This window comes from Paenibacillus sanguinis 2301083 = DSM 16941 (assembly GCF_000374825.1).
GTDB classification, from domain to species: domain Bacteria; phylum Bacillota; class Bacilli; order Paenibacillales; family Paenibacillaceae; genus Fontibacillus; species Fontibacillus sanguinis.
This window is the reverse complement of the sequence record NZ_KB895376.1, coordinates 293,289-314,776: the sequence shown is the minus strand read 5'-3', so window position 1 is coordinate 314,776 and position 21,488 is coordinate 293,289. Positions and strand designations below refer to the sequence as shown.

The 21,488-nt window shown below is 50.4% G+C and carries 23 protein-coding genes and 1 riboswitch; all 23 genes read left to right on the top strand.

The features are described 5' to 3' along the window. The first annotated feature begins 90 nt into the window (after positions 1 to 90). The 23 genes from C557_RS0101510 (at position 91) to C557_RS0101395 (ending at position 21,448) form a co-directional block, all read left to right on the top strand. On the top strand, positions 91 to 366 hold the full coding sequence (locus tag C557_RS0101510; RefSeq protein WP_018750046.1) for a hypothetical protein: 276 nt from the start codon (positions 91 to 93) through the stop codon (positions 364 to 366). 264 nt (positions 367 to 630) lie between these two features. Then, on the top strand, positions 631 to 1,836 hold the full coding sequence (locus C557_RS0101505; RefSeq protein WP_018750045.1) for an FtsW/RodA/SpoVE family cell cycle protein: 1,206 nt from the start codon (positions 631 to 633) through the stop codon (positions 1,834 to 1,836). A gap of 165 nt (positions 1,837 to 2,001) precedes the next feature. Beyond that, positions 2,002 to 2,658 carry a stage II sporulation protein R gene (gene spoIIR / locus C557_RS0101500; protein WP_018750044.1) on the top strand — a complete coding sequence of 219 codons (657 nt, stop codon included), beginning with the start codon at positions 2,002 to 2,004 and terminating at the stop codon, positions 2,656 to 2,658. Between the two features lie 1,313 nt (positions 2,659 to 3,971). Then, on the top strand, positions 3,972 to 5,195 hold the full coding sequence (locus tag C557_RS0101490) for an L-threonylcarbamoyladenylate synthase (RefSeq protein ID WP_018750042.1): 1,224 nt from the start codon (positions 3,972 to 3,974) through the stop codon (positions 5,193 to 5,195). A 23-nt stretch (positions 5,196 to 5,218) separates the two neighbouring features. Beyond that, the gene (locus tag C557_RS0101485) at positions 5,219 to 6,085 is read left to right on the top strand and encodes a DUF72 domain-containing protein (protein WP_018750041.1); all 867 of its coding nucleotides are present in this window, start codon (positions 5,219 to 5,221) and stop codon (positions 6,083 to 6,085) included. A gap of 147 nt (positions 6,086 to 6,232) precedes the next feature. Further along, positions 6,233 to 6,793, top strand: coding sequence for a manganese efflux pump MntP (locus C557_RS0101480; RefSeq protein ID WP_018750040.1), 561 nt, complete (start codon positions 6,233 to 6,235; stop codon positions 6,791 to 6,793). A 325-nt stretch (positions 6,794 to 7,118) separates the two neighbouring features. Next, the gene (locus tag C557_RS0101475) at positions 7,119 to 7,706 is read left to right on the top strand and encodes a low molecular weight protein arginine phosphatase (protein WP_018750039.1); all 588 of its coding nucleotides are present in this window, start codon (positions 7,119 to 7,121) and stop codon (positions 7,704 to 7,706) included. 71 nt (positions 7,707 to 7,777) lie between these two features. Then, a riboswitch (ZMP/ZTP riboswitch) is annotated at positions 7,778 to 7,860 on the top strand. 171 nt (positions 7,861 to 8,031) lie between these two features. After that, positions 8,032 to 8,616 carry a TIGR01440 family protein gene (locus C557_RS0101470; RefSeq protein WP_018750038.1) on the top strand — a complete coding sequence of 195 codons (585 nt, stop codon included), beginning with the start codon at positions 8,032 to 8,034 and terminating at the stop codon, positions 8,614 to 8,616. Between the two features lie 121 nt (positions 8,617 to 8,737). Continuing rightward, positions 8,738 to 9,985: a serine hydroxymethyltransferase gene (locus C557_RS0101465; RefSeq protein WP_018750037.1), complete on the top strand. Its 1,248-nt coding sequence runs from the start codon at positions 8,738 to 8,740 to the stop codon at positions 9,983 to 9,985. Positions 9,986 to 10,199: 214 nt separating this feature from the next. Continuing rightward, complete coding sequence (locus C557_RS0101460) at positions 10,200 to 11,081, top strand: ROK family protein (RefSeq protein WP_018750036.1); 882 nt, start codon at positions 10,200 to 10,202, stop codon at positions 11,079 to 11,081. Between the two features lie 296 nt (positions 11,082 to 11,377). After that, positions 11,378 to 12,007, top strand: coding sequence for a uracil phosphoribosyltransferase (gene upp, locus C557_RS0101455; protein ID WP_018750035.1), 630 nt, complete (start codon positions 11,378 to 11,380; stop codon positions 12,005 to 12,007). Positions 12,008 to 12,300: 293 nt separating this feature from the next. After that, a complete protein-coding gene (gene wecB / locus C557_RS0101450) occupies positions 12,301 to 13,467 on the top strand; it encodes a non-hydrolyzing UDP-N-acetylglucosamine 2-epimerase (RefSeq protein ID WP_018750034.1) in 1,167 nt (388 codons plus the stop codon). 148 nt (positions 13,468 to 13,615) lie between these two features. Further along, a complete protein-coding gene (locus tag C557_RS0101445) occupies positions 13,616 to 13,849 on the top strand; it encodes an AtpZ/AtpI family protein (RefSeq protein ID WP_026263233.1) in 234 nt (77 codons plus the stop codon). Continuing rightward, a complete protein-coding gene (locus C557_RS0101440; protein WP_018750032.1) occupies positions 13,842 to 14,219 on the top strand; it encodes an ATP synthase subunit I in 378 nt (125 codons plus the stop codon). Before C557_RS0101445 ends, C557_RS0101440 begins: the two co-directional genes overlap by 8 nt. A gap of 34 nt (positions 14,220 to 14,253) precedes the next feature. Continuing rightward, positions 14,254 to 15,018 carry a F0F1 ATP synthase subunit A gene (gene atpB / locus C557_RS0101435; protein ID WP_018750031.1) on the top strand — a complete coding sequence of 255 codons (765 nt, stop codon included), beginning with the start codon at positions 14,254 to 14,256 and terminating at the stop codon, positions 15,016 to 15,018. Positions 15,019 to 15,111: 93 nt separating this feature from the next. Continuing rightward, positions 15,112 to 15,324 (top strand): F0F1 ATP synthase subunit C, encoded by a 213-nt coding sequence (gene atpE, locus C557_RS0101430; protein ID WP_018750030.1) that lies wholly within the window; start codon positions 15,112 to 15,114, stop codon positions 15,322 to 15,324. Positions 15,325 to 15,435: 111 nt separating this feature from the next. Continuing rightward, on the top strand, positions 15,436 to 15,927 hold the full coding sequence (gene atpF, locus C557_RS0101425; RefSeq protein WP_018750029.1) for a F0F1 ATP synthase subunit B: 492 nt from the start codon (positions 15,436 to 15,438) through the stop codon (positions 15,925 to 15,927). Continuing rightward, positions 15,924 to 16,472 (top strand): F0F1 ATP synthase subunit delta, encoded by a 549-nt coding sequence (locus tag C557_RS0101420; RefSeq protein ID WP_018750028.1) that lies wholly within the window; start codon positions 15,924 to 15,926, stop codon positions 16,470 to 16,472. Before atpF ends, C557_RS0101420 begins: the two co-directional genes overlap by 4 nt. A gap of 15 nt (positions 16,473 to 16,487) precedes the next feature. Continuing rightward, positions 16,488 to 18,002 (top strand): F0F1 ATP synthase subunit alpha, encoded by a 1,515-nt coding sequence (gene atpA, locus C557_RS0101415; protein ID WP_018750027.1) that lies wholly within the window; start codon positions 16,488 to 16,490, stop codon positions 18,000 to 18,002. Positions 18,003 to 18,137: 135 nt separating this feature from the next. Further along, positions 18,138 to 18,998, top strand: coding sequence for an ATP synthase F1 subunit gamma (gene atpG / locus C557_RS0101410; RefSeq protein WP_018750026.1), 861 nt, complete (start codon positions 18,138 to 18,140; stop codon positions 18,996 to 18,998). A 35-nt stretch (positions 18,999 to 19,033) separates the two neighbouring features. Further along, the gene (gene atpD / locus C557_RS0101405) at positions 19,034 to 20,425 is read left to right on the top strand and encodes a F0F1 ATP synthase subunit beta (RefSeq protein WP_018750025.1); all 1,392 of its coding nucleotides are present in this window, start codon (positions 19,034 to 19,036) and stop codon (positions 20,423 to 20,425) included. A gap of 61 nt (positions 20,426 to 20,486) precedes the next feature. Continuing rightward, the gene (locus tag C557_RS0101400; protein WP_018750024.1) at positions 20,487 to 20,900 is read left to right on the top strand and encodes a F0F1 ATP synthase subunit epsilon; all 414 of its coding nucleotides are present in this window, start codon (positions 20,487 to 20,489) and stop codon (positions 20,898 to 20,900) included. 296 nt (positions 20,901 to 21,196) lie between these two features. Next, positions 21,197 to 21,448: a DUF1146 family protein gene (locus C557_RS0101395; protein WP_018750023.1), complete on the top strand. Its 252-nt coding sequence runs from the start codon at positions 21,197 to 21,199 to the stop codon at positions 21,446 to 21,448. The last annotated feature ends 40 nt before the right edge of the window (positions 21,449 to 21,488 follow it).

The window sequence follows — 21,488 nt, the reverse complement described above, 5'->3', positions numbered from 1 at the left end:
AAAATGGATGAATCTCCTCAATCAAATGTCGCTAACCACTAAGAAATAGTTTCATAGAATGTGGTATAACCTGAAAGGAGGAGATTCAACATGGCTGTTACTTTGACGCTGCCCTATACGCAAGCCGCCGGGGTGGGGCAAGGGTATTTTGTGGCCCCTGATCCGCTTGGTGTCACCGGTATTGTCACGATCACGGCGACGGCGGGGAATGTCGAGCTTCGCATCACCCGCTATAATGCTCCCAGCTTCATCCAGCCTGTGGCCGCTGGTAGCACGTTCTCCGTTGGACTTGGCAATATTCAGACCATTGGAGTATTCGCGGGTACTGCAGCGACGGGAATCGTGACTTTAATTACTAACGTGTAAGGTATATCGTGCTTGACAGTGCTTTCGCATGAAGCCTATTGCACAACTCTGAGTTGTGCACCGACTGGTAAGACCTTCCATGCGCGCCCCTTTCTATCCCGAGGTTATTTATTGACGCCGACGATCCGTGTCGGCGTTCTTTTTTTTGCGGGGGAGCAACCAATTGTACTTTAACCGCGTATCTTTTAATGTAGAGATGTGGGTAGATTTAAGCCGAGCAAGCTGGAAAGTCCGCTGATCGACTTGAGGAAAAGAGGGCTTGTCATGCTGAGCAAATTGAAGAAAATCGATTACACCATCGTGTTTATCCTCCTGCTGTTAATGGGGATCAGCATTACTGTGTTGTACAGCGCAACGTCAAATACGGCTTACCATGGCTATCATTTGCGCATGCTGGTGTATTATTTAATCGGCTTCGTGGTGTTTTTCGGCGTTTCTTTGCTGGATTACCGTCTGGTGATCAAATATGCGCCTTACTTATACCTGTTTGGCTTCGGGCTGCTATTGGTTGTTATGCTCGTTGGCAATACCTATTACAATGCCAAGGGGTGGCTAACCATCCCGATTATCAAGCAAAGCTTCCAACCGGCTGAATTCTTCAAGTTGCTGCTGGTTATCTTCCTGGGCTTCATGCTGCTGCGCAAGCGCAAGCCTCGCCTTGCCTTCTGGCGAGATGTTGTGCCGGTCTGTCTGATAACGTTCATTCCGTTCGTGGCGGTTATGGCGCAAAACGATTTGGGCAATGCGCTGAGCTATGTCGTCATTCTCGCCGGAATGCTCTGGATTGGCAACATTAAGTACATGCATGCCTTGATCGCCCTGGTGATTTTTGCCGGGTCCGTTATTGGCGGGATCACCGCATATAAAACCTATCACGACAAGGTATATGATTTCTTCGTGGAGATTGGCCGGGAACACTGGATTAGCCGGATTGATCCGTGGCTGATTCCCGAGAAGGCTACAGAGGACGCGGCCTACCATACCCGCAACGCCAAGCTGGCGATTGCCTCCGGAGGGATGACCGGGGAAGGGTTCATGAAGGGGGAGATGGTACAGTCCGAGCGTGTGCCACTGACGTATTCTGACTCCATCTTTGTCGTTATCGCCGAGGAATTCGGGTTTATCGGCAGCTCCGCGCTCCTGCTGCTTTATTTTGTCCTGATTCATCGGCTTATTCTAATCTCCCTGGAATGCCGGGATACCGGTGGACCGTATTTGATCGTTGGCATCGTGGCCATGCTCCTGTATCAAATCTTCGAAAATGTCGGTATGTTTATCGGCTTGATGCCCTTGACAGGGATCACCCTGCCCTTTATTAGCCATGGCGGGACCTCGCTTATGATTAATATGGCTAGCATCGGGATTGCGATGAGTATACGCATCTATGGTCATGAGAAAGAGGAGGAGAAGCATATGCACAGACCGCGTTATTCCTTGAGATCGCCAAGTAGTCCGGAAGGGCAGCGGTAGAAGCTTAGCCGCAGGTCTCATGGTTCCATTGCACTTCTCCTCACGGCGGTTGCTGGGAAAAATAATAGATTTGTAGTTTCATAGGTTTAGGGCTCTCTCAAGCGGGCATACTGATAGACATCAGCCGCTGAAATACCGTTTTGCAGGTTAAGGAGAGCACTGGTTATGGGGTACGACAAATCCATTTTTCAGAAAGTTGCACTTTTCTTTTTTAGTCTTGTTATGTTGGTGATGTCCTGGGAAGGGCAAATGGTCGATACCGCCGCCGCAGCGGATTCTACGGGGGCTATTCCCCAAAATTCTATTCGGTTGCGCATTTTGGCGAACTCGGATGGCGCAGGGGATCAGTTGGTGAAGCGACGTGTTCGCGATGCCGTTGTTGAGCAAATGAACGAATGGGTGGGCCAGCTTGAAAATCCGCAAAGCCTGGGAGAGGCCCGTCAGGTCATTCGTGAGAATATGCCAGCGATCGAGGCGCAAATTGCCAGGACGCTGATGGAGAATGGCAAGAGTTATGATTATAAGGTGGAGCTGGGGACGGTGCCTTTTCCGACGAAAATGTACGGCGGTGCTGTTTATCCTGCCGGGGATTACGAGGCGCTTCGGGTCACGCTGGGACAAGGCGAGGGTGCAAACTGGTGGTGTGTGCTGTTTCCACCGCTCTGCTTCATCGATGCGGGCAGCGGAGATGCGCTGGCTCAGAAGGACAGCAAAGTCGTTCAAGCTTCGGCCAATGCACCTGCCGGTGTGATTCAGGCAGAACCGGAAAAGGCGGAAGTACGCTTCTTTCTGTGGGACTTGCTGATGAAGCTATGGGACTAGGTAGCGGGCTTGCCTTCTTCAATGTTCGTTGGAGTTGAGGGTCGAAAGACGGTGCGTAACAGGGCCGACAGATTGTACTGTGCACTGGGAGCAGCGTCAAAAGACCGCACCGTACGCTGGGAGCAGCGCGCGGTGCTTGCTGCAAACGGCGGTCGTTTGAACTGCAATGCGATAACGCTGATGAACCTATTGAGGACGGAAAAGGTAAATGGTAAAAGGTAAAAGTGGTATGTGAAATGGCAGGATATTCGTTCGAGGTATTTGTAGGTCAGAAGCTAGAAGGACTTGAACTTCACGGGGAATTGAGCGTGAGGCGAGAAGTCCTTTTGTTTTGCCTTTTTGTCTTAGATCGGTTTGATGGACTGATCTCCATGCGGGGCAGGGGAAAAGGACTATAAGGAGACCGGGTGAGCGCGCCCTGCTTAAAAAGGAAGAGGAGGCATCATGACTATTAGATACGAATAGAACACGAAATGAACTTAAATCAAACACAACCGCAACATAAATCAAACAATAGCTATATATGCAAATCAAATGCAAATCAAATGCAAATGATAGCTAACCACAAACCAACCGTAAACCAACCACAAACCAACCATCAATCAAACCAGATGAGCCGGAAGTAATAACCAAAAGAAATGAAAAGTGTGCTCGGGAGCAGGGAGGAGTGGTATACAACGTGAAACTAGAAGACGTCCCTGCACGCTAGTGGGAAATCCTCCCGCTAATTTTGTGCAAATGAGCTAATATTCAAGATTTAGCTGGAAAAAATACCTATAAATCGGCATGTTCGACCTATTTTTGGCTATAAAGGAAATATTATATGGAGAAATTCCCGCTAATTGACCATTATCGCGGAATAACTTAGATTTAGTTGGAGGATTTCAGACTATCGAGAAAGGGCGTGACGTACCATTTCTATGGAGTAGAACCTTATAGGATAAGGGCTCTTTTATCCGAGATGTACGGAAAACCAACTTTCTCAACAGTCTGAGGATTTCCCGCTAATTGATCATTATTGCTGACTAACTAAGATTTGCCCAGAAGAAATCCGGTTAATCCGTTTAATTAGTGTATTAGGACGGGCGGAAATGTATTGTCGGCTTCCATATTCCTTTTTAACTTGTCTATAGTATACTTAAGGCTTTTTTAAAACTCAAAACTTGTTGTTCGTTCATTCGTTCATTTACTCAAGTCTTATATACGTCCGGCATCTCAACTCGGCATCCCATGCGCAATTTGTAATTGAGGCGCTTTCCCTGGCTTGTTCGGTTATAATAGACCATATACTTTTATGTTTGGGATGAGAAATGATGAAGATCAACGAAGATCGACGCAAGAGTCAAGAGCAAAAGGATGATAAGGGCTTGCTTCCTTTGACAGAGGGGGAGCAGAAGCAAACTCGTTGGTGGACGCTGGGGTCTGAGTCGGTTGCCAGCTTGGGGTCTGAGCGGTTGCCAGCTTCGGGTACAACGTTGAAGGAGGAAGAACAGAACACCTTGGCGGAAGCTGCTGGTGTTCTGGCATCTGGCGGGACGTTGGCCTTCCCGACGGAGACCGTGTATGGGCTGGGGGCGGATGCGCGGAATACGGCGGCGGTGGAGGCGATCTTTGCCGCTAAAGGCCGTCCGTCGGACAACCCGCTCATCGTGCACATTGCCGACATCGGCCAACTGGAGGGCCTCGTCACGGAGGTGAACGAGACGGCCAGGAGGCTGATGGAGGCATTCTGGCCCGGGCCGCTGACACTGGTGCTGCCCGTCGCCCCCGGCGCCGTCTCTCCCCTGGTGACGGCGGGTTTGCCCACCGTGGCCGTGCGCATGCCGGACCACGTGGTAGCGCTGCGGCTGATCGCCGCAGCGGGTTGCCCGGTGGCGGCGCCCAGCGCCAACCGGTCGGGGCGCCCGAGCCCCACGCTGGCGAGCCACGTGGGCGAGGACCTGTCCGGCCGTATTGACGGTATCGTCGACGGCGGGCCCACCGGGGTGGGCCTGGAATCGACGGTGGTGGACGCCGGCGCGGACGGGATCGTGACCGTGCTCCGCCCTGGCGGGATCACGTTAGAGCAGCTCGCCCGCGCAACTGGCGCGGACGTGCGGCTGGACGCCGCCCTGCATCCGTCTGCGGATGCGGGCAGCGGCAAGGACAGCCCGGCGCCGCGCTCGCCGGGCATGAAGTACACCCACTACGCCCCGCGGGGGGAGCTGCGTCTTGTACGCGGATCCGCCGATAGAATGGCGGATCGCATCCAGGCCGAGCTTGCGGCCGCCGCAGGGCGCGGGGAGAAGACGGGGATACTCGCCTTCGACGAGCGTCTCCCGTTCTACCGTGCCGACTGTGCACTCTCGCTCGGCCGCGAGTCCGAGTTGGAGACGGCGGCGCACCGTCTTTATGCAGCGCTTCGCCGCTTCGATGAATGCGGCGTCACTTACATCCTTGCCGAGTCCTGTCTTGAGGACGGACTTGGCTCAGCCGTGATGAACCGGCTAATGAAAGCTGCCGGTCACCGGGTTATCGATGCCGGCGGATCATCATAGAAGCGGGAGGGGGCGAGTGAGCTATGATCCAGATCGGGTTAAGCGGCTGGGGAGATCATGACGATTTGTACCCTCCCCGGCTGCCTGCCAGAGACAAGCTCTCGACATATGCGCGTTATTTCTCGATGGTAGAGGTGGACAGCTCTTTTTATGCCATCCAAAATCCAACCGTGTATGAACGTTGGCTCGCGGAGACTCCAAAGAATTTTACCTTCGTCATGAAGGCTTACCAGGGGATGACCGGACATACGCGAGGGAAGTCCCCATTCGCCGCACCCGGCGAGATGTTTCAGGCATACCTCGATTCCATTTTGCCCATGGCTGAGGCGGGACGCTTAAAGGCGGTGTTGTTTCAATTCCCGCCTTGGTTTGATTGTGTGCCGGAACATATTCGGCAGCTTCGCGCTATTCGCAAATGGATGGGCGAATTGCCGTTAGCCTTGGAATTTCGCCATCAGAGCTGGTTTGCCTCCGGCATAAAGGAGCGTACTTTGGAATTCATGCGTCAGGAGGGCTGGATTCACGTCGTATGCGATGAGCCTCAAATCGGGGCAGGCTCGGTGCCTACTGTACTTGAGCCGACTTCCGAGGCAGTGACTTTAGTTCGGTTGCACGGCAGGAATGCTGCGGGCTGGAGCCAAGGGAGTTCTCCGCGATGGCGGGAGCTTCGCAATCTGTACCGCTATTCGCGGGAAGAACTGTTGGAGTGGCAGGAGCAGCTACAGGAGCTGTTTACCAAGGGTACGCGTGAGATTTGTATGATATTTAACAATAACTCCGGTGGGGATGCCGCAGGCAATGCGCTGGAGATGCGGGGGCTTCTTGGCATGCCCCTACGAGAGCTTCCCCCACGGCAGATAGATCTGTTTGCCGGCTGGGAGATGGAGTAGCTTGCCCGAGTAATAGCTCTGAATATTTTGCGTTAGGCTGGAATAATGTTTTTAATGTTGTTTTTGCAGCAGGCCTATCCCAAGTCATGATCTTGTCCTGGTCCGCATATGGTTGTACAAAGTACTCGGACATGGGGGACACCGGTTATGGCGGAGGCTTATGAACGTCTGGGGGAGCTGCTAACCATTCTGTTGATGGCGGTTGCCCTCGGAATGGATGCCTTTTCTTTGGGAATCGGCATGGGCATGAAGGGGGTCCGGCGGCAAGTAGCGCTGCGTATCGGAATGATGGTGGCGTTGTTTCACGTGCTGATGCCGCTGCTTGGTGTTGTGGCTGGGCAGTATGTTGGCATGCTGCTGGGGCACTTTGCTCAATATGTTGCTGGCGGGCTTCTTTGTCTGCTGGGTGGCCATATGGTCGTTAGTTCGATTCGCGGGGGTGGCATACAACGGGTCAATCCCCATTCCTGGGTGGGGATCATTTTGTTCTCGCTCAGCGTAAGCCTGGACTCCTTCTCCGTAGGTGTCTCTTTAGGAATGTTTCGTGGGGATTGGCTATTTACGGTACTCGCCTTCGGCTTCTTCGGCGGGGTGATGTCACTCGCGGGTCTTGCAATGGGCCGGAGTATGGGGCAAAAATTTGGAGAATATGGAGAGGCTGCAGGGGGTGCCATTTTATTGGCTTTTGGTCTGCTCTTCATCTTTTGATACAATACTAATTACAGTGCGAGTTCAAAAAGTCGGGTTTACAGGACCGAAGCTCAGGCTTCCGATGTGCGTTTTTTCAAACCACTTGAGCCCCGATGAAGCCAGAGACGTAAGTAGGGGAGCTACACGTTTTTGTAGAAAACGACTTCGGAAGCAGGGGTACGTGAGCAACTCTAATGTTTCTGAAGGAACATACGACGGAAGCCTGTGCTTGGCCCGGCTAAATTCAAGATTTGGTCTTGAATTTACACCTCGAACAACTTCGTCATGGAAAGACGACTTTTTGAACAACCTCTTACAGAATACAATATGGAGGTGATAGGGCGTGCGCATTTTATTTGTATGCACAGGGAACACCTGCCGCAGCCCTATGGCAGAGGCGCTGCTGCGCAAGCTGGCTCACGAGCGGGGGCTTGATATGGAGGTGCGCTCTGCCGGAGTGGCGGCGGTGTCAGGCACTCCCATATCCAGACATGCTGAGGCGGTGCTTCGTGATCATGGGATTGTCGAAGCCTTTGCATCTACGCCGCTCCAGGCTGACTTAACGGAGTGGGCGGACCTTATCCTGACGCTGACACAGGGACATAAGCGCCACGTTGTGCAGATGTTCCCTGGTACGGCCGACAAGATTTACACGTTAAAGGAATATGCTGAGGATGACACTAGGGTGTTGGCTGATTTGGAAGAGCTTCGTCGTTTGACCGCAGAATGGGAACTAGCTCGGGCGCTTGACGGTGAATGGACAGAAGAACAAGAGCGGCAGGTGCGCGAATTGCAGCAGCGAACGCCGTCTTATGACATTTCGGACCCGTTTGGCGGGTCGCGCCAGGATTATGACCGAACAGCGGCGGAGATTCGCCTGGCCTTGGACAAATTGGTAGACAAGCTTGAACAAAGAGAGCGTGGGCTTTAAAGACGGTTAAATTTTTAAGCAAACATGGTTGCATTTGTCGGGTTGTTGTTTTATTCTTAAAGCAGTAAGAGTTGTTCCGATGTAACTGGCGACGAGAGTGGATCAAACCACGATGGAGCATCGGGGAATACGGCCGGTCGCCTGGGCAAAGAGCACGACGCACCTGTGTGTGTTATGCTCTTTTTTTGTTGGGATAAATTAGCTCCGGCTGAATTCTGCTTATCATTTTAGGGTACGTCATGGACCGCTTTTAGGTATAATAAGGACAGGCAATGCAGGAATAGACATGGCTTGTAATTTCTAAGTGGAGAGAGGCGTCAAAGTGATGGAGCGGGATAAACTTGGAACCATTCGGGCACAGGTGGCAGCGGTTGTGGAAGAAGTAGCGCTTGCTGCCAAGCTGGGCCCGGGCAAGCTGATGGTCATTGGAGCGAGCACAAGTGAGGTTGTGGGCAAGCGGATCGGGACCTCTGGTGCGGAACAGATCGGGGCTGAACTGTTCGCGGGAATTTCCGAGATTCGCAGCAAGTATGGCTTCGATCTGGCATTTCAGTGCTGTGAGCATCTTAACCGGGCTTTGGTGCTTGAGCGGGAAGTGCTTGAGCGCCTGTCTCTGGAAGAGGTGGCAGCCGTTCCGGTACCTTCTGCGGGCGGATCCATGGCAGCGACGGCCTATCGGCGGCTGGAATCTCCATGCCTCGCCGAACAGGTGCAGGCTCAAGCCGGCATCGATATCGGGGAAACACTGATAGGCATGCATTTGCGACGTGTAGCCGTCCCGTTTCGTCCGGCGATTCGCGAGATCGGGTATGCGCGGGTAACAGCGGCCATCACCCGGCCCAAGCTGATAGGCGGTGAAAGGGCGGTATACACCTTGCCGTCGCAGCCGGGTCCCCGGACTTGTGATTAACCGACCAGGTATCCGTGTGGGTGTGCAGGAATGAAGAAAGCAAGTAAGGACAGTGGGGCTGTAGAAAAACAGTAGCCATTAAATAACAGCGCGGGAGTGCGAATGAGGAGGATTATGGAACATGGAAAAGTTGAGAAAGCAAGATCCGGCAGTTTTGGAGGCAATGGACCTGGAACTCAAGCGTCAACGCAACAATATTGAATTGATTGCTTCGGAGAATATCGTGAGCGAAGCGGTTATGGAGGCGATGGGCTCTGTCTTGACCAACAAATATGCGGAAGGTTATCCGGGCAAGCGCTATTATGGCGGCTGCGAGAAGGTTGATATTGTAGAAGATATCGCTCGTGATCGTGCGAAGGAATTGTTTAGAGCCGAACACGCCAATGTACAACCTCATTCGGGGGCGCAGGCTAACCTTGCCGTATACCTGGCCGCTCTCAAGCCCGGCGATACTGTACTGGGTATGAACCTGGCCCACGGTGGACACTTGACGCACGGCAGTCCAGTAAATGCTTCCGGCTTATACTATAATTTCGTGGCTTACGGTGTACAAGAAGATACCTTCCTGATCGATTATGATGAAGTGCGCAAGACGGCGTTCAAGCATCGTCCACGGATGATTGTGGCCGGGGCGAGTGCTTATCCGCGTATCATCGACTTTGAAAAGCTGGCTTCCATCGCCAATGATGTAGGTGCGTTGTTCATGGTCGATATGGCTCATATTGCGGGTCTGGTTGCTGCGGGCTTGCATCCTAGTCCTGTGCCTCATGCGCATTTTGTAACGACAACAACACACAAAACGCTGCGCGGTCCGCGTGGCGGTATGATTCTATGCAGACAGCCGTGGGCCGCTGCTATTGATAAAGCGGTATTCCCGGGCACCCAAGGCGGCCCTCTTATGCACGTCATCGCCTCCAAAGCGGTAGCGCTTGGCGAAGCGCTGGAGCCTTCCTTCAAGACTTATGCGCAAAACGTGGTTAATAATGCCAAGGTGTTGGCCGAAACGCTAATCGGTGAAGGGCTTAACATCGTCTCCGGTGGTACGGACAATCACTTGATGCTGGTGGATACGCGCAACCTGAACATTACCGGCAAAGAGGCTGAGCATGTACTGGATGCTGTGGGCATTACGGTTAATAAAAATGCGATCCCGTTTGACCCAACCAGCCCGTTCGTGACGAGTGGTATCCGCATCGGTACTCCTGCGGCTACTTCACGCGGTATGGATGAGCAGGCAATGCGTGAAATTGGACAAATCATCGCGAAGGTATTGAACTCGCCGAAGGATGAAAGGGTTCTTGATCTTGCCCGCAAGCAGGTATCTGCGTTGACGGATCGTTATCCACTGTACCCTGAATTAAAATACTAACTATAGAGGTAGTTCAAAAAGTCGTCTTTTGAACTCTTATTCTTTGTTCGTTGCAACTTACTCTGGTCGGAAGGGATGCGTAAATGTGACATCCTTTCTACCGGAGGTTTTGTTCTATTATTAGAAACGGTTACATGGTATAATTGCTCATATACAAGGATATGGTAACGTTGTTCATATCAATTTGAGAGCAGAATAATGGAGGTTGGCACTATTGAAACTATTGGGAGCCATTGAGGCAGGAGGAACCAAATTCGTTTGCGGAATTGGTCATGAGGACGGAACTATACTGGATCGTGTAAGCTTTCCGACAACGACCCCGGAAGAAACGATGAACCGGGTCTTTTCATATTTTGAAGATAAGTCCGTAGAGGCTATCGGAGTGGGTTCATTTGGTCCGATCGATCCGATTCTTGGCAGTCCGACTTATGGGCACATTACAACGACGCCTAAGCCGCATTGGAGCAACTTTGATATTGTTGGCGCTATCAAGCAGGTTAAAAATTGTAAAGTAGGATTTGATACGGATGTTAACGGAGCGGCTCTTGGGGAACTGCGCTGGGGCGCGGCCCAAGGTCTGGACAACTGTCTGTATATTACGGTAGGAACTGGAGTTGGAGCAGGTGCAGCGCTAGGCGGTGGATTGATTCATGGGCTCTCCCATCCTGAGATGGGGCATATTCTGGTTCGACGCCACCCGGAGGATACGTATGAGGGAACCTGTCCATACCATGGCGATTGCCTGGAGGGGCTGGCTGCTGGTCCGGCCCTTGTGAAGCGTTGGGGTGTGAGCAATGGTGCTGATTTGCCGCCGGAGCATCCGGCCTGGGAAATGGAGGCGTATTATCTGGCACAGGCGCTGATGAGTTATGTTCTGATTCTCTCCCCGCAAAAGATTGTGATGGGCGGCGGCGTCATGAAGCAAAGCCAACTCTTCCCGCTGATCGGCAGCAAGCTGCAAACGTTACTGAACGGATACATCCAGCATCCGAGCTTGCAGGATAATATCGATAATTATATCGTTCCTCCGGGTCTTGGCGATAATGCCGGCTTGGCAGGCGCCTTGGCCCTGGCTGAACTGGCACTAAGAAGCTAACCTTCAAGCAAGTGGTTGACTTGAGTCTGAATCTAGCTGAACACGAAAAGAGCTGGCACTGTCCACCAAAGTCTGGTGCGGCGCCGGCTCTTTTTTTGCTCGCATAGAGGTGTGTACACTACAGAAAAGGTTGCTTGGAGATCACTTGTTTTGTGCACAGTCCGGGGAAGGAGACAAGGCTCGTGGCAATCGAAAAAAGACAGTGATATAATAGATAGGATTTGTGGGACGTACGAGACAAAGAAGCGAACTGGCAAGTCGATACTGAGCAATAAAAGCGGAGGGACGAACGGATTATGGCAAAATTGGTGATATGCGATCACCCCTTGATTCAACATAAGCTGACTTTTATCCGCGATATGCGGACGAACACGAAGGATTTTCGTGAATTGGTCGATGAGGTAGCCACCTTAATGGCTTATGAAATTACGCGGGATATCCCGCTGGAATCCATTAAAGTACAAACCCCGGTTGCTGAAGCGGAGTCAAAAGTGATTTCCGGCCGAATGCTAGGACTTATCCCCATTTTGCGTGCGGGGCTAGGAATGCTGGATGGAGTGCTTAAGCTGCTTCCGGCGGCAAAGGTAGGCCATGTGGGATTGTTTCGGGACCCGGATACGTTACAGCCGGTCGAGTATTATATCAAACTGCCGACGGATGTGCAGGAACGCGAACTGATCGTCATCGATCCGATGCTGGCTACCGGTGGTTCAGCTATTGCTGCAATTACGGCTTTGAAGAAGCGCGGCTGCACGCAGATTAAAATGATGAACCTGATCGCTGCTCCAGAAGGCGTGAAGGCGGTGCATGATGTGCATCCTGACGTGGATATCTACGTGGCGGCAATGGACAGCCATCTGAATGAGCATGGTTATATTATTCCTGGGCTTGGCGATGCTGGCGACCGTTTATACGGCACGAAGTAATCCATAAAGCCTGGTAAGAATTTTAAAGTTAGGTTTTCAGCGTTGAGAGGGCCCAAGCCACATCGCGCTGGGAAGCTAACTTTTAAATTACGTTGAGATGAAGATTTAATAGTTAGGTTTTCAGCGCTGAGAAGGTTGAATGAAGCTAGAGACTGAGTAGCGGAGCGTAGATAGATCTACGTGAGCAACGGAAGGCCCGGGTGAATTCAAGATTCGACGTCGAAAAGACTCCTTGATTTGCTTCGTGATCAAAGGACGACTTTTTGAACTACCTCTATAGGAAGGAAATGAGCATGGGGAAGATTAAGGTAATGACTATCTTCGGTGTCAGACCCGAAGCGATCAAAATGGCTCCGCTGATCCTCGAATTGCAAAAGCATCCGGAGCAAATCGAGTCGATTGTTTGCGTAACGGCACAGCATCGTGAAATGCTGGACCAGGTACTGGACGTGTTCAAGATCGTGCCAGACTATGATCTGGATGTGATGAAGCCGAATCAGAGTCTGAATGAAATAACGATTCGTGTGCTGGAAGGCCTGGAGGGAGTGCTGCGTGAAGCCAAGCCGGATATTGTGCTTGTGCATGGCGATACGTTGACGACGTTCCTGGCCAGTTATGCAGCATTTTTGCAGCAGATCAAGGTTGGCCATGTGGAAGCGGGGCTGCGCACCTGGAACAAAATGTCCCCGTATCCAGAGGAAATGAATCGTCAGTTGACTGGTGTTTTGGCAGATATTCATTTTTCTCCCACGGAGTGGTCAGCGGGGAATTTAATGAAGGAGAATAAGCAAAAGTCAACTATATATGTCACAGGCAATACGGTTACCGATGTGTTTCAATATACAGTACAGCCTGATTATCATAATCCTGTGCTTGATTGGGCCGCCGGAAAGCGGCTTATTCTCATGACGGCTCACCGCCGCGAATCGCAAGGCGAACCACACATGAACATATTCCGTGCCGTAAGAAGAATCGCCGATGAGTTCGAGGATGTGGCCATTGTTTATCCGGTCCACCTGAGTCCTGCGGTTAAAGAACCGGCTTACAGAACTTTGGGTGGTCATCCTCGGATTAAGCTTATCGACCCTTTGGATGTAGTGGATTTGCACAATTTTTATCCACATACGCATTTAATACTTACGGACTCGGGTGGTTTGCAGGAAGAAGCACCTTCTTTTGGCGTACCTGTTTTGGTGTTGCGAGATACTACGGAGCGTCCGGAAGGAATCGAAGCGGGGACGTTGGAGTTGGTCGGCACAGATGAGGAGATGGTTTATGAAAGGACAAAGGTGTTGCTCAGCGATTCTGAAGTATACGAATCCATGAGTCGGGCAGCTAATCCATATGGCGACGGTAAGGCATCGCGAAGAATCGTCAATGCGATTTATCACCATTTTGGAGTTTTAAACAATCGTCCTGAAGATTTTCACAGAAAGTTCACAGGTTCAAGTGAAGTATAATTGTGTTTTTAAGTAAGATAGCATACAGTTAGACTGTATGGTTTAGCGCTTTCTTCAAGATTGCGAGCCTGAAGATGCACTATATCGCTTTACTGCTTTCGTTGACAAAAAGTCGACACATTCAGTAAAATAAGTTGGGATTGCAAAGATGAGAAGAAATGATAACAATGTAAACCCTTGGTTTATGGGCGCCTATATTGGAGGTGCCGGTGTTATGCTTGCGATTTATATCATTGCTGGTTATTGGGGCTCAAAGTGGTTGGCGGAATGGCTTGGTGGTCCTGGATACTGGATTGCGATCGGGACAATTACCGGGTTATTATTAGGTATCGCCAATTTATTTATCCTCATCTATAAAGTTGTGGGGGAGAAGGATGGATAACTTGAACTCTATAGTGGCTATGGTAACGCGAATAACGCTGATGTTATTATCCGCTTTGCTGTTAGGATGGGCATTACTCCCGGAGCAAAGACCTCTGTTTGCAGGTTTGCTGTTAGGCTTGGTGGGCGGACTTTCGTATATGCGATTTTTGTCTGTCAAGGTGCGCCAATTGGCGAAAATAGCAGTTAGCACCGAGAAAAGTCGATTTAGCTTTGGGTTGCTCACCAGAATATGTTTGGCTTTGCTGACGGTCATGGTTGCAGTGAAGCTCGAGCAGGTCTCAATGATAGGCACGCTAATCGGTTTTTTCGTTCCACAGTTGTTGACAATTCCGACCAGCATTATGGTCGGGCTTAGAAACAAGTCTTGAACAGTCTAACGCCAGAAGGGGGGGAGTACATTTTATGCATGATGCGCCAATAATCAATCTTGGAGGATTCAACTTAGATTTATCCGCAGTGCTGATGCTCCTAGTTACGATGGGAATCGTGTTCTTGGTCTGCCGGTTGGCTGTAGCAAACGTCTCCGTCGAGAACCCGACGAAAATGCAAAACTTCATGGAATGGGTTGTCGAATTTGTTCATGGCATTATCGGGAGCGCCATGGATTTGAAGAAAGGGAAGCCTTACGTCTCCTTGGGGCTCACACTGATTCTTTTTATTTTCGTATCTAACTTGCTTGGTTTGCCACTGGGCTTTATTACAGAGGCGCATAAGCCGGAGATGGTCTTTGGGCATGTGATCGAAGCGACAAAGACATTGTCAAATGGAGCGCATGCTGAAATTTTATGGTGGAAATCACCAACGGCGGATATTTCGGTTACGGCAGGACTTGCGATCATCGTCTTTATTTTGATGAACTACTTGGGACTGCGCAATAACCGCAAGCATTATCTGAAGCATTACATTGAGCCATTCCCGATCTTCCTTCCGCTTAATATTATTGAAAATTTGGCCAAGCCGCTCGCATTGGCGATCCGGTTGTATGCCAATATTTTTGCCGGCGAAGTATTAATTACGGTTATTCTGAAGATGGGTTATCTCGGAATACCGTTCATGGGTATTTGGCAAGGCTTCAGTATCTTTGTTGGTGCGTTGCAGGCCTATATCTTTACCATCCTGACGATGGTCTATATTTCGCAAACGACGATTCATGAGGAAGAGCATTAATAAACTCTGGGACGGCAATTTTTGCAGATTAGCCTATCAGGGGTCTATTATATTATTAAGACTATTAAAAAGGTCCAGAGGAGGATAATAAAGATGGAATTTTTGGCAGCAGCTATTGCAGTAGGTTTGGGCGCTCTTGGCGCAGGTCTTGGTAACGGGATGATTGTAAAAAGTACGGTGGAATCCATTGCTCGTCAGCCAGAAGCAGCGAATAGACTACAAACTACAATGTTTATCGGTGTTGGTATCGTCGAAGTTATTCCGCTTGCGGCAACAGTTATTGCATTCCTGATCATGTTCACCTAAATAATAGCAACGGGTTTGGCGGGGAGGGCCGGTGCCATCCGCGCCTTCGCTTTATGAGGACATTTCGACGGGTAAACCACCTGTCGTGCTTGACGGAAAGGAGTGACAACGTTGACAGTAATGTGGGAAAACATTGTGATTACCATGATTTCATTTGGTATCCTTTATTGGCTGTTGAATAAATATGCTTTTGGCAAGCTTTTTGCAGTAATGGAGAAACGCCGTGAGTTGGTGCTTGGCCAGTTGGAAGAGGCGAAGCAAACTCGTGAGCAGGCTACAGTTTTTGTAGAAGAACAGAAAGCGGCGCTTCAACAAGCTCGTCAGGAAGCATATAGCATCATCGAGCAATCCAAGCAAAGCAGCAGCAAGCAAGCGCAGGAATTGCTGGAGCAAGCCAAGCAAGATACAACCCGCCTGAAAGAACAAGCTATTCGCGATATTGAAAATGAAAGAAAAAAAACCTTGGAAGCCCTGCGTGGCGAGATTGGTTCTTATTCTGTAAATATCGCGTCCAAGCTGATTGAGCGCGAGGTGGAGAGTAGTCCGGCCGAGCAAGAGAAGCTCGTCAATCAGTATTTGAGCGAAGTAGGTACTAAATCATGAGCCGCAATACAGTGGTAGCTGGCCGATATGCCAAGGCGCTGTATGAAATTGCTGCAAAGGAAGAACGTACTTTGGAAGTGGAGCAAGAGCTGAGTGCTCTCGTGGCCGCGCTCCATGACGATTTTAACGTGCGCAAATTTCTGCTAAGTCCCAAATTCTCGGAAGTAGAAAAGTGGAATGCCCTTCAAGGTGCATTGGAAGGCAAGCTCTCCCAATCTGTTACTTCTTTGGCTAAGTTGCTGGTGGAGAGAGGCAGACTTGATATTTTGCCGGACCTCCTGGATAGCTACGTGAAGGTTGCCAGCGATGCCCTCGGATTGGCCAATGCTACCGTGTATACCGCATACCCGCTTGGCGAGGAAGAGCAGCAGGCGATTGCCAGGGAGTTTGGCGAACTGCTAAAGAAAAAATTGCGCGTTCAGGTACAGCTTGATAAAAGTCTGTTGGGTGGCGTCAAGGTTCGTATCGGAGATACGGTTTATGACGGAAGTCTTGCAGGCAAATTGGAACGGCTCGAAAAGTCTTTTCGAAGACAAGCACTGTAGATAGGGGTGAAACACTTGAGTATCAGACCTGAAGAGATCAGTACACTGATTAAAAGTCAGATCGAACAATATAAATCAGAAATCGAAGTGGCCGAAGTCGGCACCGTTATTCAAGTTGGTGATGGTATCGCCCGTGTCCACGGACTAGAAAACGCCATGGCAAACGAACTGCTAGAGTTTGAAAACGGCGTTTTTGGTCTTGCTCTTAACCTGGAAGAAAGCAATGTCGGTGTTGTTATCCTGGGACCTTACAGCGAAATTCGTGAAGGTGACGAAGTGAAACGCACAGGACAAATTATGCAAGTTCCTGTAGGGGACGCCTTGCTCGGGCGTGTCGTTAACCCGCTGGGTCAGCCGGTAGACGGCAAGGGACCTGTGGAAACAACGGAATTCCGTCCGGTAGAAAATAATTCCCCTGGGGTTATTGACCGCAAATCGGTTCACGAGCCGATGCAAACCGGGATTAAGGCGATCGATTCAATGGTTCCAATTGGCCGTGGTCAACGGGAATTGATTATCGGTGACCGTCAAACAGGTAAAACGGCAATTGCCATCGATACGATTATTAACCAAAAGGGCAGTGGCGTGAAATGTATCTATGTTGCTATCGGCCAGAAGCAATCTACGGTTGTTAACGTGGTTGAAACATTGCGTCGTTACGATGCATTGGACTATACCATCGTAGTTACGGCTGCCGCCTCCGATCCATCACCACTGCTGTACATTGCTCCATATGCGGGCGTCGCCATGGGCGAATATTTCATGTACAAGGGTGAGCATGTACTTATTATTTATGATGACTTGTCAAAGCAAGCGGCGGCCTATCGCGAATTATCCTTGCTGCTTCGCCGTCCACCAGGTCGTGAGGCGTTCCCTGGTGATGTCTTCTACTTACACTCCCGTTTGCTCGAACGCGCGGCAAAATTAAGTGATGAGCTGGGCGGGGGATCGATCACGGCGCTTCCGTTCATTGAAACGCAAGCCTCCGACGTATCGGCCTATATCCCAACCAATGTAATATCGATTACGGATGGACAGATCTTCCTTGAATCTGACTTGTTCCATGCGGGTCAACGCCCTGCGGTTAACGTAGGTATTTCCGTATCCCGGGTAGGGGGCTCGGCGCAGATTAAGGCGATGAAGAAGGTCGCGGGTACCCTGCGTCTGGATCTGGCCCAGTATCGGGAGCTTCAAGCGTTCTCGCAATTTGGTTCCGATCTGGATAAATCTACTCAAGCCCGGTTGACACGTGGCTCCCGCATGATGGAAATTCTGAAGCAGGGTGTCAATCAACCGCTTGTTGTAGAACTTCAAGTCGTGAGCTTGTACACCGCAGTTAAGGGATATCTGGATGACATTCCATTGAGCGATGTTCGCCGCTTTGAGTCGGAATTCCTGGCCTTCATTCAGCATCAGCATAATGATGTGCTGCAATCGATTCGCGATACAAAGGATTTGACGGCAGACAACGAAGCGAAGCTGAAGGAAGTCATTGAGCAATTCAAGCGCGGTTTTGCGACGAAAGGATAAGATGAACTGCAAGGCCGGCATTGGCTCCTATCGCAAAATGTCGGTTTGCAGTTGTATAAAAAGATAACTTTGGCGCAAAATCATCTAATTGCATTCCAGGATGATGGTTTGCCAAAGTTCTGAGGTGGTGAAATCATGGCAAAAGGGATGCGCGAGATCAAGCGTCAAATCAAGAGCGTTCAAAATACCCGGCAAATCACCAAGGCGATGGAAATGGTAGCTTCGGCCAAGCTGCGGAAGGCCCAGGAGAGAGCGCAAGCCTCTCGGCCTTATGCGGACAAAATCAAGGAAGTGGTCTCCAGCATTGCTGCGGGAACCCAAGAGGTTACCCATCCGATGCTTGAATCGCGTCCGGTGAAGAGAACGGCTTACATTGTAATTACGTCGGACGGTGGGCTTGTAGGCGGTTATAATGCCAATATCCTGCGAAGGGTGACGGACTTGATTCAAAGTCGGCATCCATCCAAGTCGGAATACGATTTGTTTGTTATTGGACGCAAAGGTCGCGATTACTTGAACCGCCGCAATTATCCGGTGGTGCATGAAGTGACCGAGCTGTCGGATGCACCCAAATTTGCAGATATTAAATCTCTGACTTATGCAGCGGTTCAAGGCTTTGAGGACGGAAAGTTTGATGAAATTTATATCTGTTATAACCGTTTTGTGAACGCCATTACGCAATTGCCGACGGTAGAGCGTTTGTTGCCATTTGATTCCGTTGAGCACGATGGACCGACCAGCAGCTATGAGTATGAGCCTTCAGCGGAAGGCGTATTGGGCGTTTTGCTTCCTAAATATGCTGAAACACTGATTTTTGGCGCATTGCTTGATGGCAAGGCCGGCGAATTGGCTGCTAAAATGACGGCAATGGGTAGTGCAACGAAGAATGCAAGCAAAATGATCGGGGAATTGACTCTGACTTATAACCGTGCGCGTCAAGCGGCGATTACGCAGGAAATTACGGAGATTGTTGCAGGAGCGAATGCGCAAGGCTGATCGCACCGGGTAGCATTATTAGGAGGGAAACGAAGATGAACAAAGGACGCGTTGTCAGCGTAATGGGTCCGGTTGTCGACATCGAGTTCGAACGTGGTCAACTGCCGGAAATCTTCAACGCAATAAAAATCGAGAAACCAGACGGTGAAGCGGCTTTGATGCTGGAAGCTTCCAATCATCTCGGCGACAACCTGGTTCGTTGTATCGCTATGGCTTCAACAGATGGTCTGGTTCGCGGAACGGCAGCGTTCGACTTGGGCGCGCCAATCTCCGTTCCGGTTGGGGAAGCAACGCTGAGCCGTGTATTTAACGTGCTTGGGGAAACGATCGATAACAAGGGAGAAGCGAATACGGAGCTTAGATTCCCGATTCATCGTGAACCGCCCAAATTTGAAGACTTGTCCACACAAGCTGAAATGCTGGAAACCGGGATCAAGGTTATCGACCTTCTGGCGCCTTATGCCAAGGGCGGTAAAATCGGTCTGTTCGGGGGTGCCGGTGTAGGTAAAACGGTAACTATCCAGGAGCTTATCCGGAACATTGCCCATGAACATGGCGGGATTTCCGTATTTGCCGGTGTAGGGGAACGTACCCGTGAGGGGAATGACCTTTACATGGAAATGACGGAGTCCGGTGTTATTGAGAAAACAGCCATGGTATTTGGCCAAATGAACGAGCCGCCAGGCGCTCGCTTGCGCGTAGCCTTGACCGGTCTGACTATGGCTGAATATTTCCGTGATGAAGAAGGCCGTGACGTATTGCTCTTCATCGATAATATTTTCCGCTTTACTCAAGCGGGTTCCGAAGTATCGGCCCTGCTGGGCCGCATGCCTTCCGCAGTAGGTTACCAGCCAACGCTGGCTACGGAAATGGGGCAATTGCAAGAACGGATCACCTCTACCAAGAAGGGTTCCGTTACTTCGATTCAAGCCATCTACGTGCCTGCGGATGACTATACTGACCCTGCTCCGGCAACAACATTTGCTCACCTTGACGCAACGACGAACCTGGAACGGAAAATTTCCGAGAAAGGGATTTTCCCGGCAGTAGACCCGCTGGCATCCAGCTCGCGGATTTTGACACCGGAAATCGTAGGCGAAGAGCACTATGCTGTGGCTCAAGGGGTTAAGCAAATTCTGGCTCGTTACAAAGAGCTTCAAGATATCATTGCCATCCTCGGCATGGATGAATTGTCGGACGACGACAAGACGCTTGTAGCTCGCGCGCGGAAGATCGAACGCTTCTTGTCGCAGCCGTTCAATGTGGCCGAGCAGTTTACCGGTATTCCAGGTAAATATGTACCGATTGCTGAAACGGTTCGTAGCTTCAAGGAGATTCTGGAAGGTAAGCACGATAACCTGCCGGAAGCTGCGTTCCTGTTCGTAGGAACGATTGAAGAAGCCGTTGAGAAAGCCAAGACGCTGTAAAACCGCGCCGTGAATGCGGATGTTTCAGAAATGAACGGTCCCGCGAACAGGAGGGATAAACTTGAGCACCTTATTATTGGAAATCGTTACGCCGGAACACGTGGTGTTCTCCAAAGAGGTGGACAGTCTGACTGTCCGCGGTATTGAAGGGGAGCTTGGTGTTCTGCCAGGACATATCCCATTGGTGACGCCGCTTCAGGTTGCCCCGGTGGTAGCCAAGAAGGGCAATGAAACGACAACGATTGCGGTGCATGGCGGCTTCGCTGAAATACAGGGCGATAAAGTCATTGTATTAGCCGAAAGCGCCGAGCTTCCAGAGGAGATCGACATTGAGCGGGCCATCGCGGCACGTGAACGTGCTGAACGTCGTCTGGCAGCGCGCAGCAACCAGGACCGCATCGATCATCGCCGGGCTGAATTGGCGTTGCAAAGAGCAGTGACCCGGATTACAGTATCCAGCCACGATAAACCGTAAGGCTGCTTGAATCCGGCTTCTTAACGGGCACCTCATGGGGTGCCCGTTTTTTTGTCCCGGATATAGTTCGTTAGTCTGATTTTTATAGGCTACCGTAAAATGAAAACCCTTGCATTGGAAAGAAAAGCTGGATTATTTGCCTGGTGACAAGTATGATAAAAAGGGTCTATATTTTCACATGTTTGTGACCGATATATATTAAGAGATTGTGAAATTTAACTCAAAAGGTTATAATTGGCGGATTAACCGATTAGAGGCTTGCAGCATAAATATAGAACATGATGGGGGATTAGATTATGAATCCGATCGACCTGGCATCTGCTTCGGTCGGCGCGGGTGGCCTGACGGCTATCCTGGTATCACTGGCCTGTGTCGCCGCGTCTTGGTGGGCACTGCAAAACTTAAAGCTGGATTTGTTTATCCGCAATCCAAAGGGGCCGCAAGGGAAATTGCTACAGCTTCTGCTTGCCGTTGTGTTAGGGCGTTTTGTCGCTTTGTTTGTATTGGATTATTGGGGGTACACTCAAATGTTGAGATACATGTTCTGAATAAAAGCGTAGGCAGAGAAAATGTCGAATAACATCAATT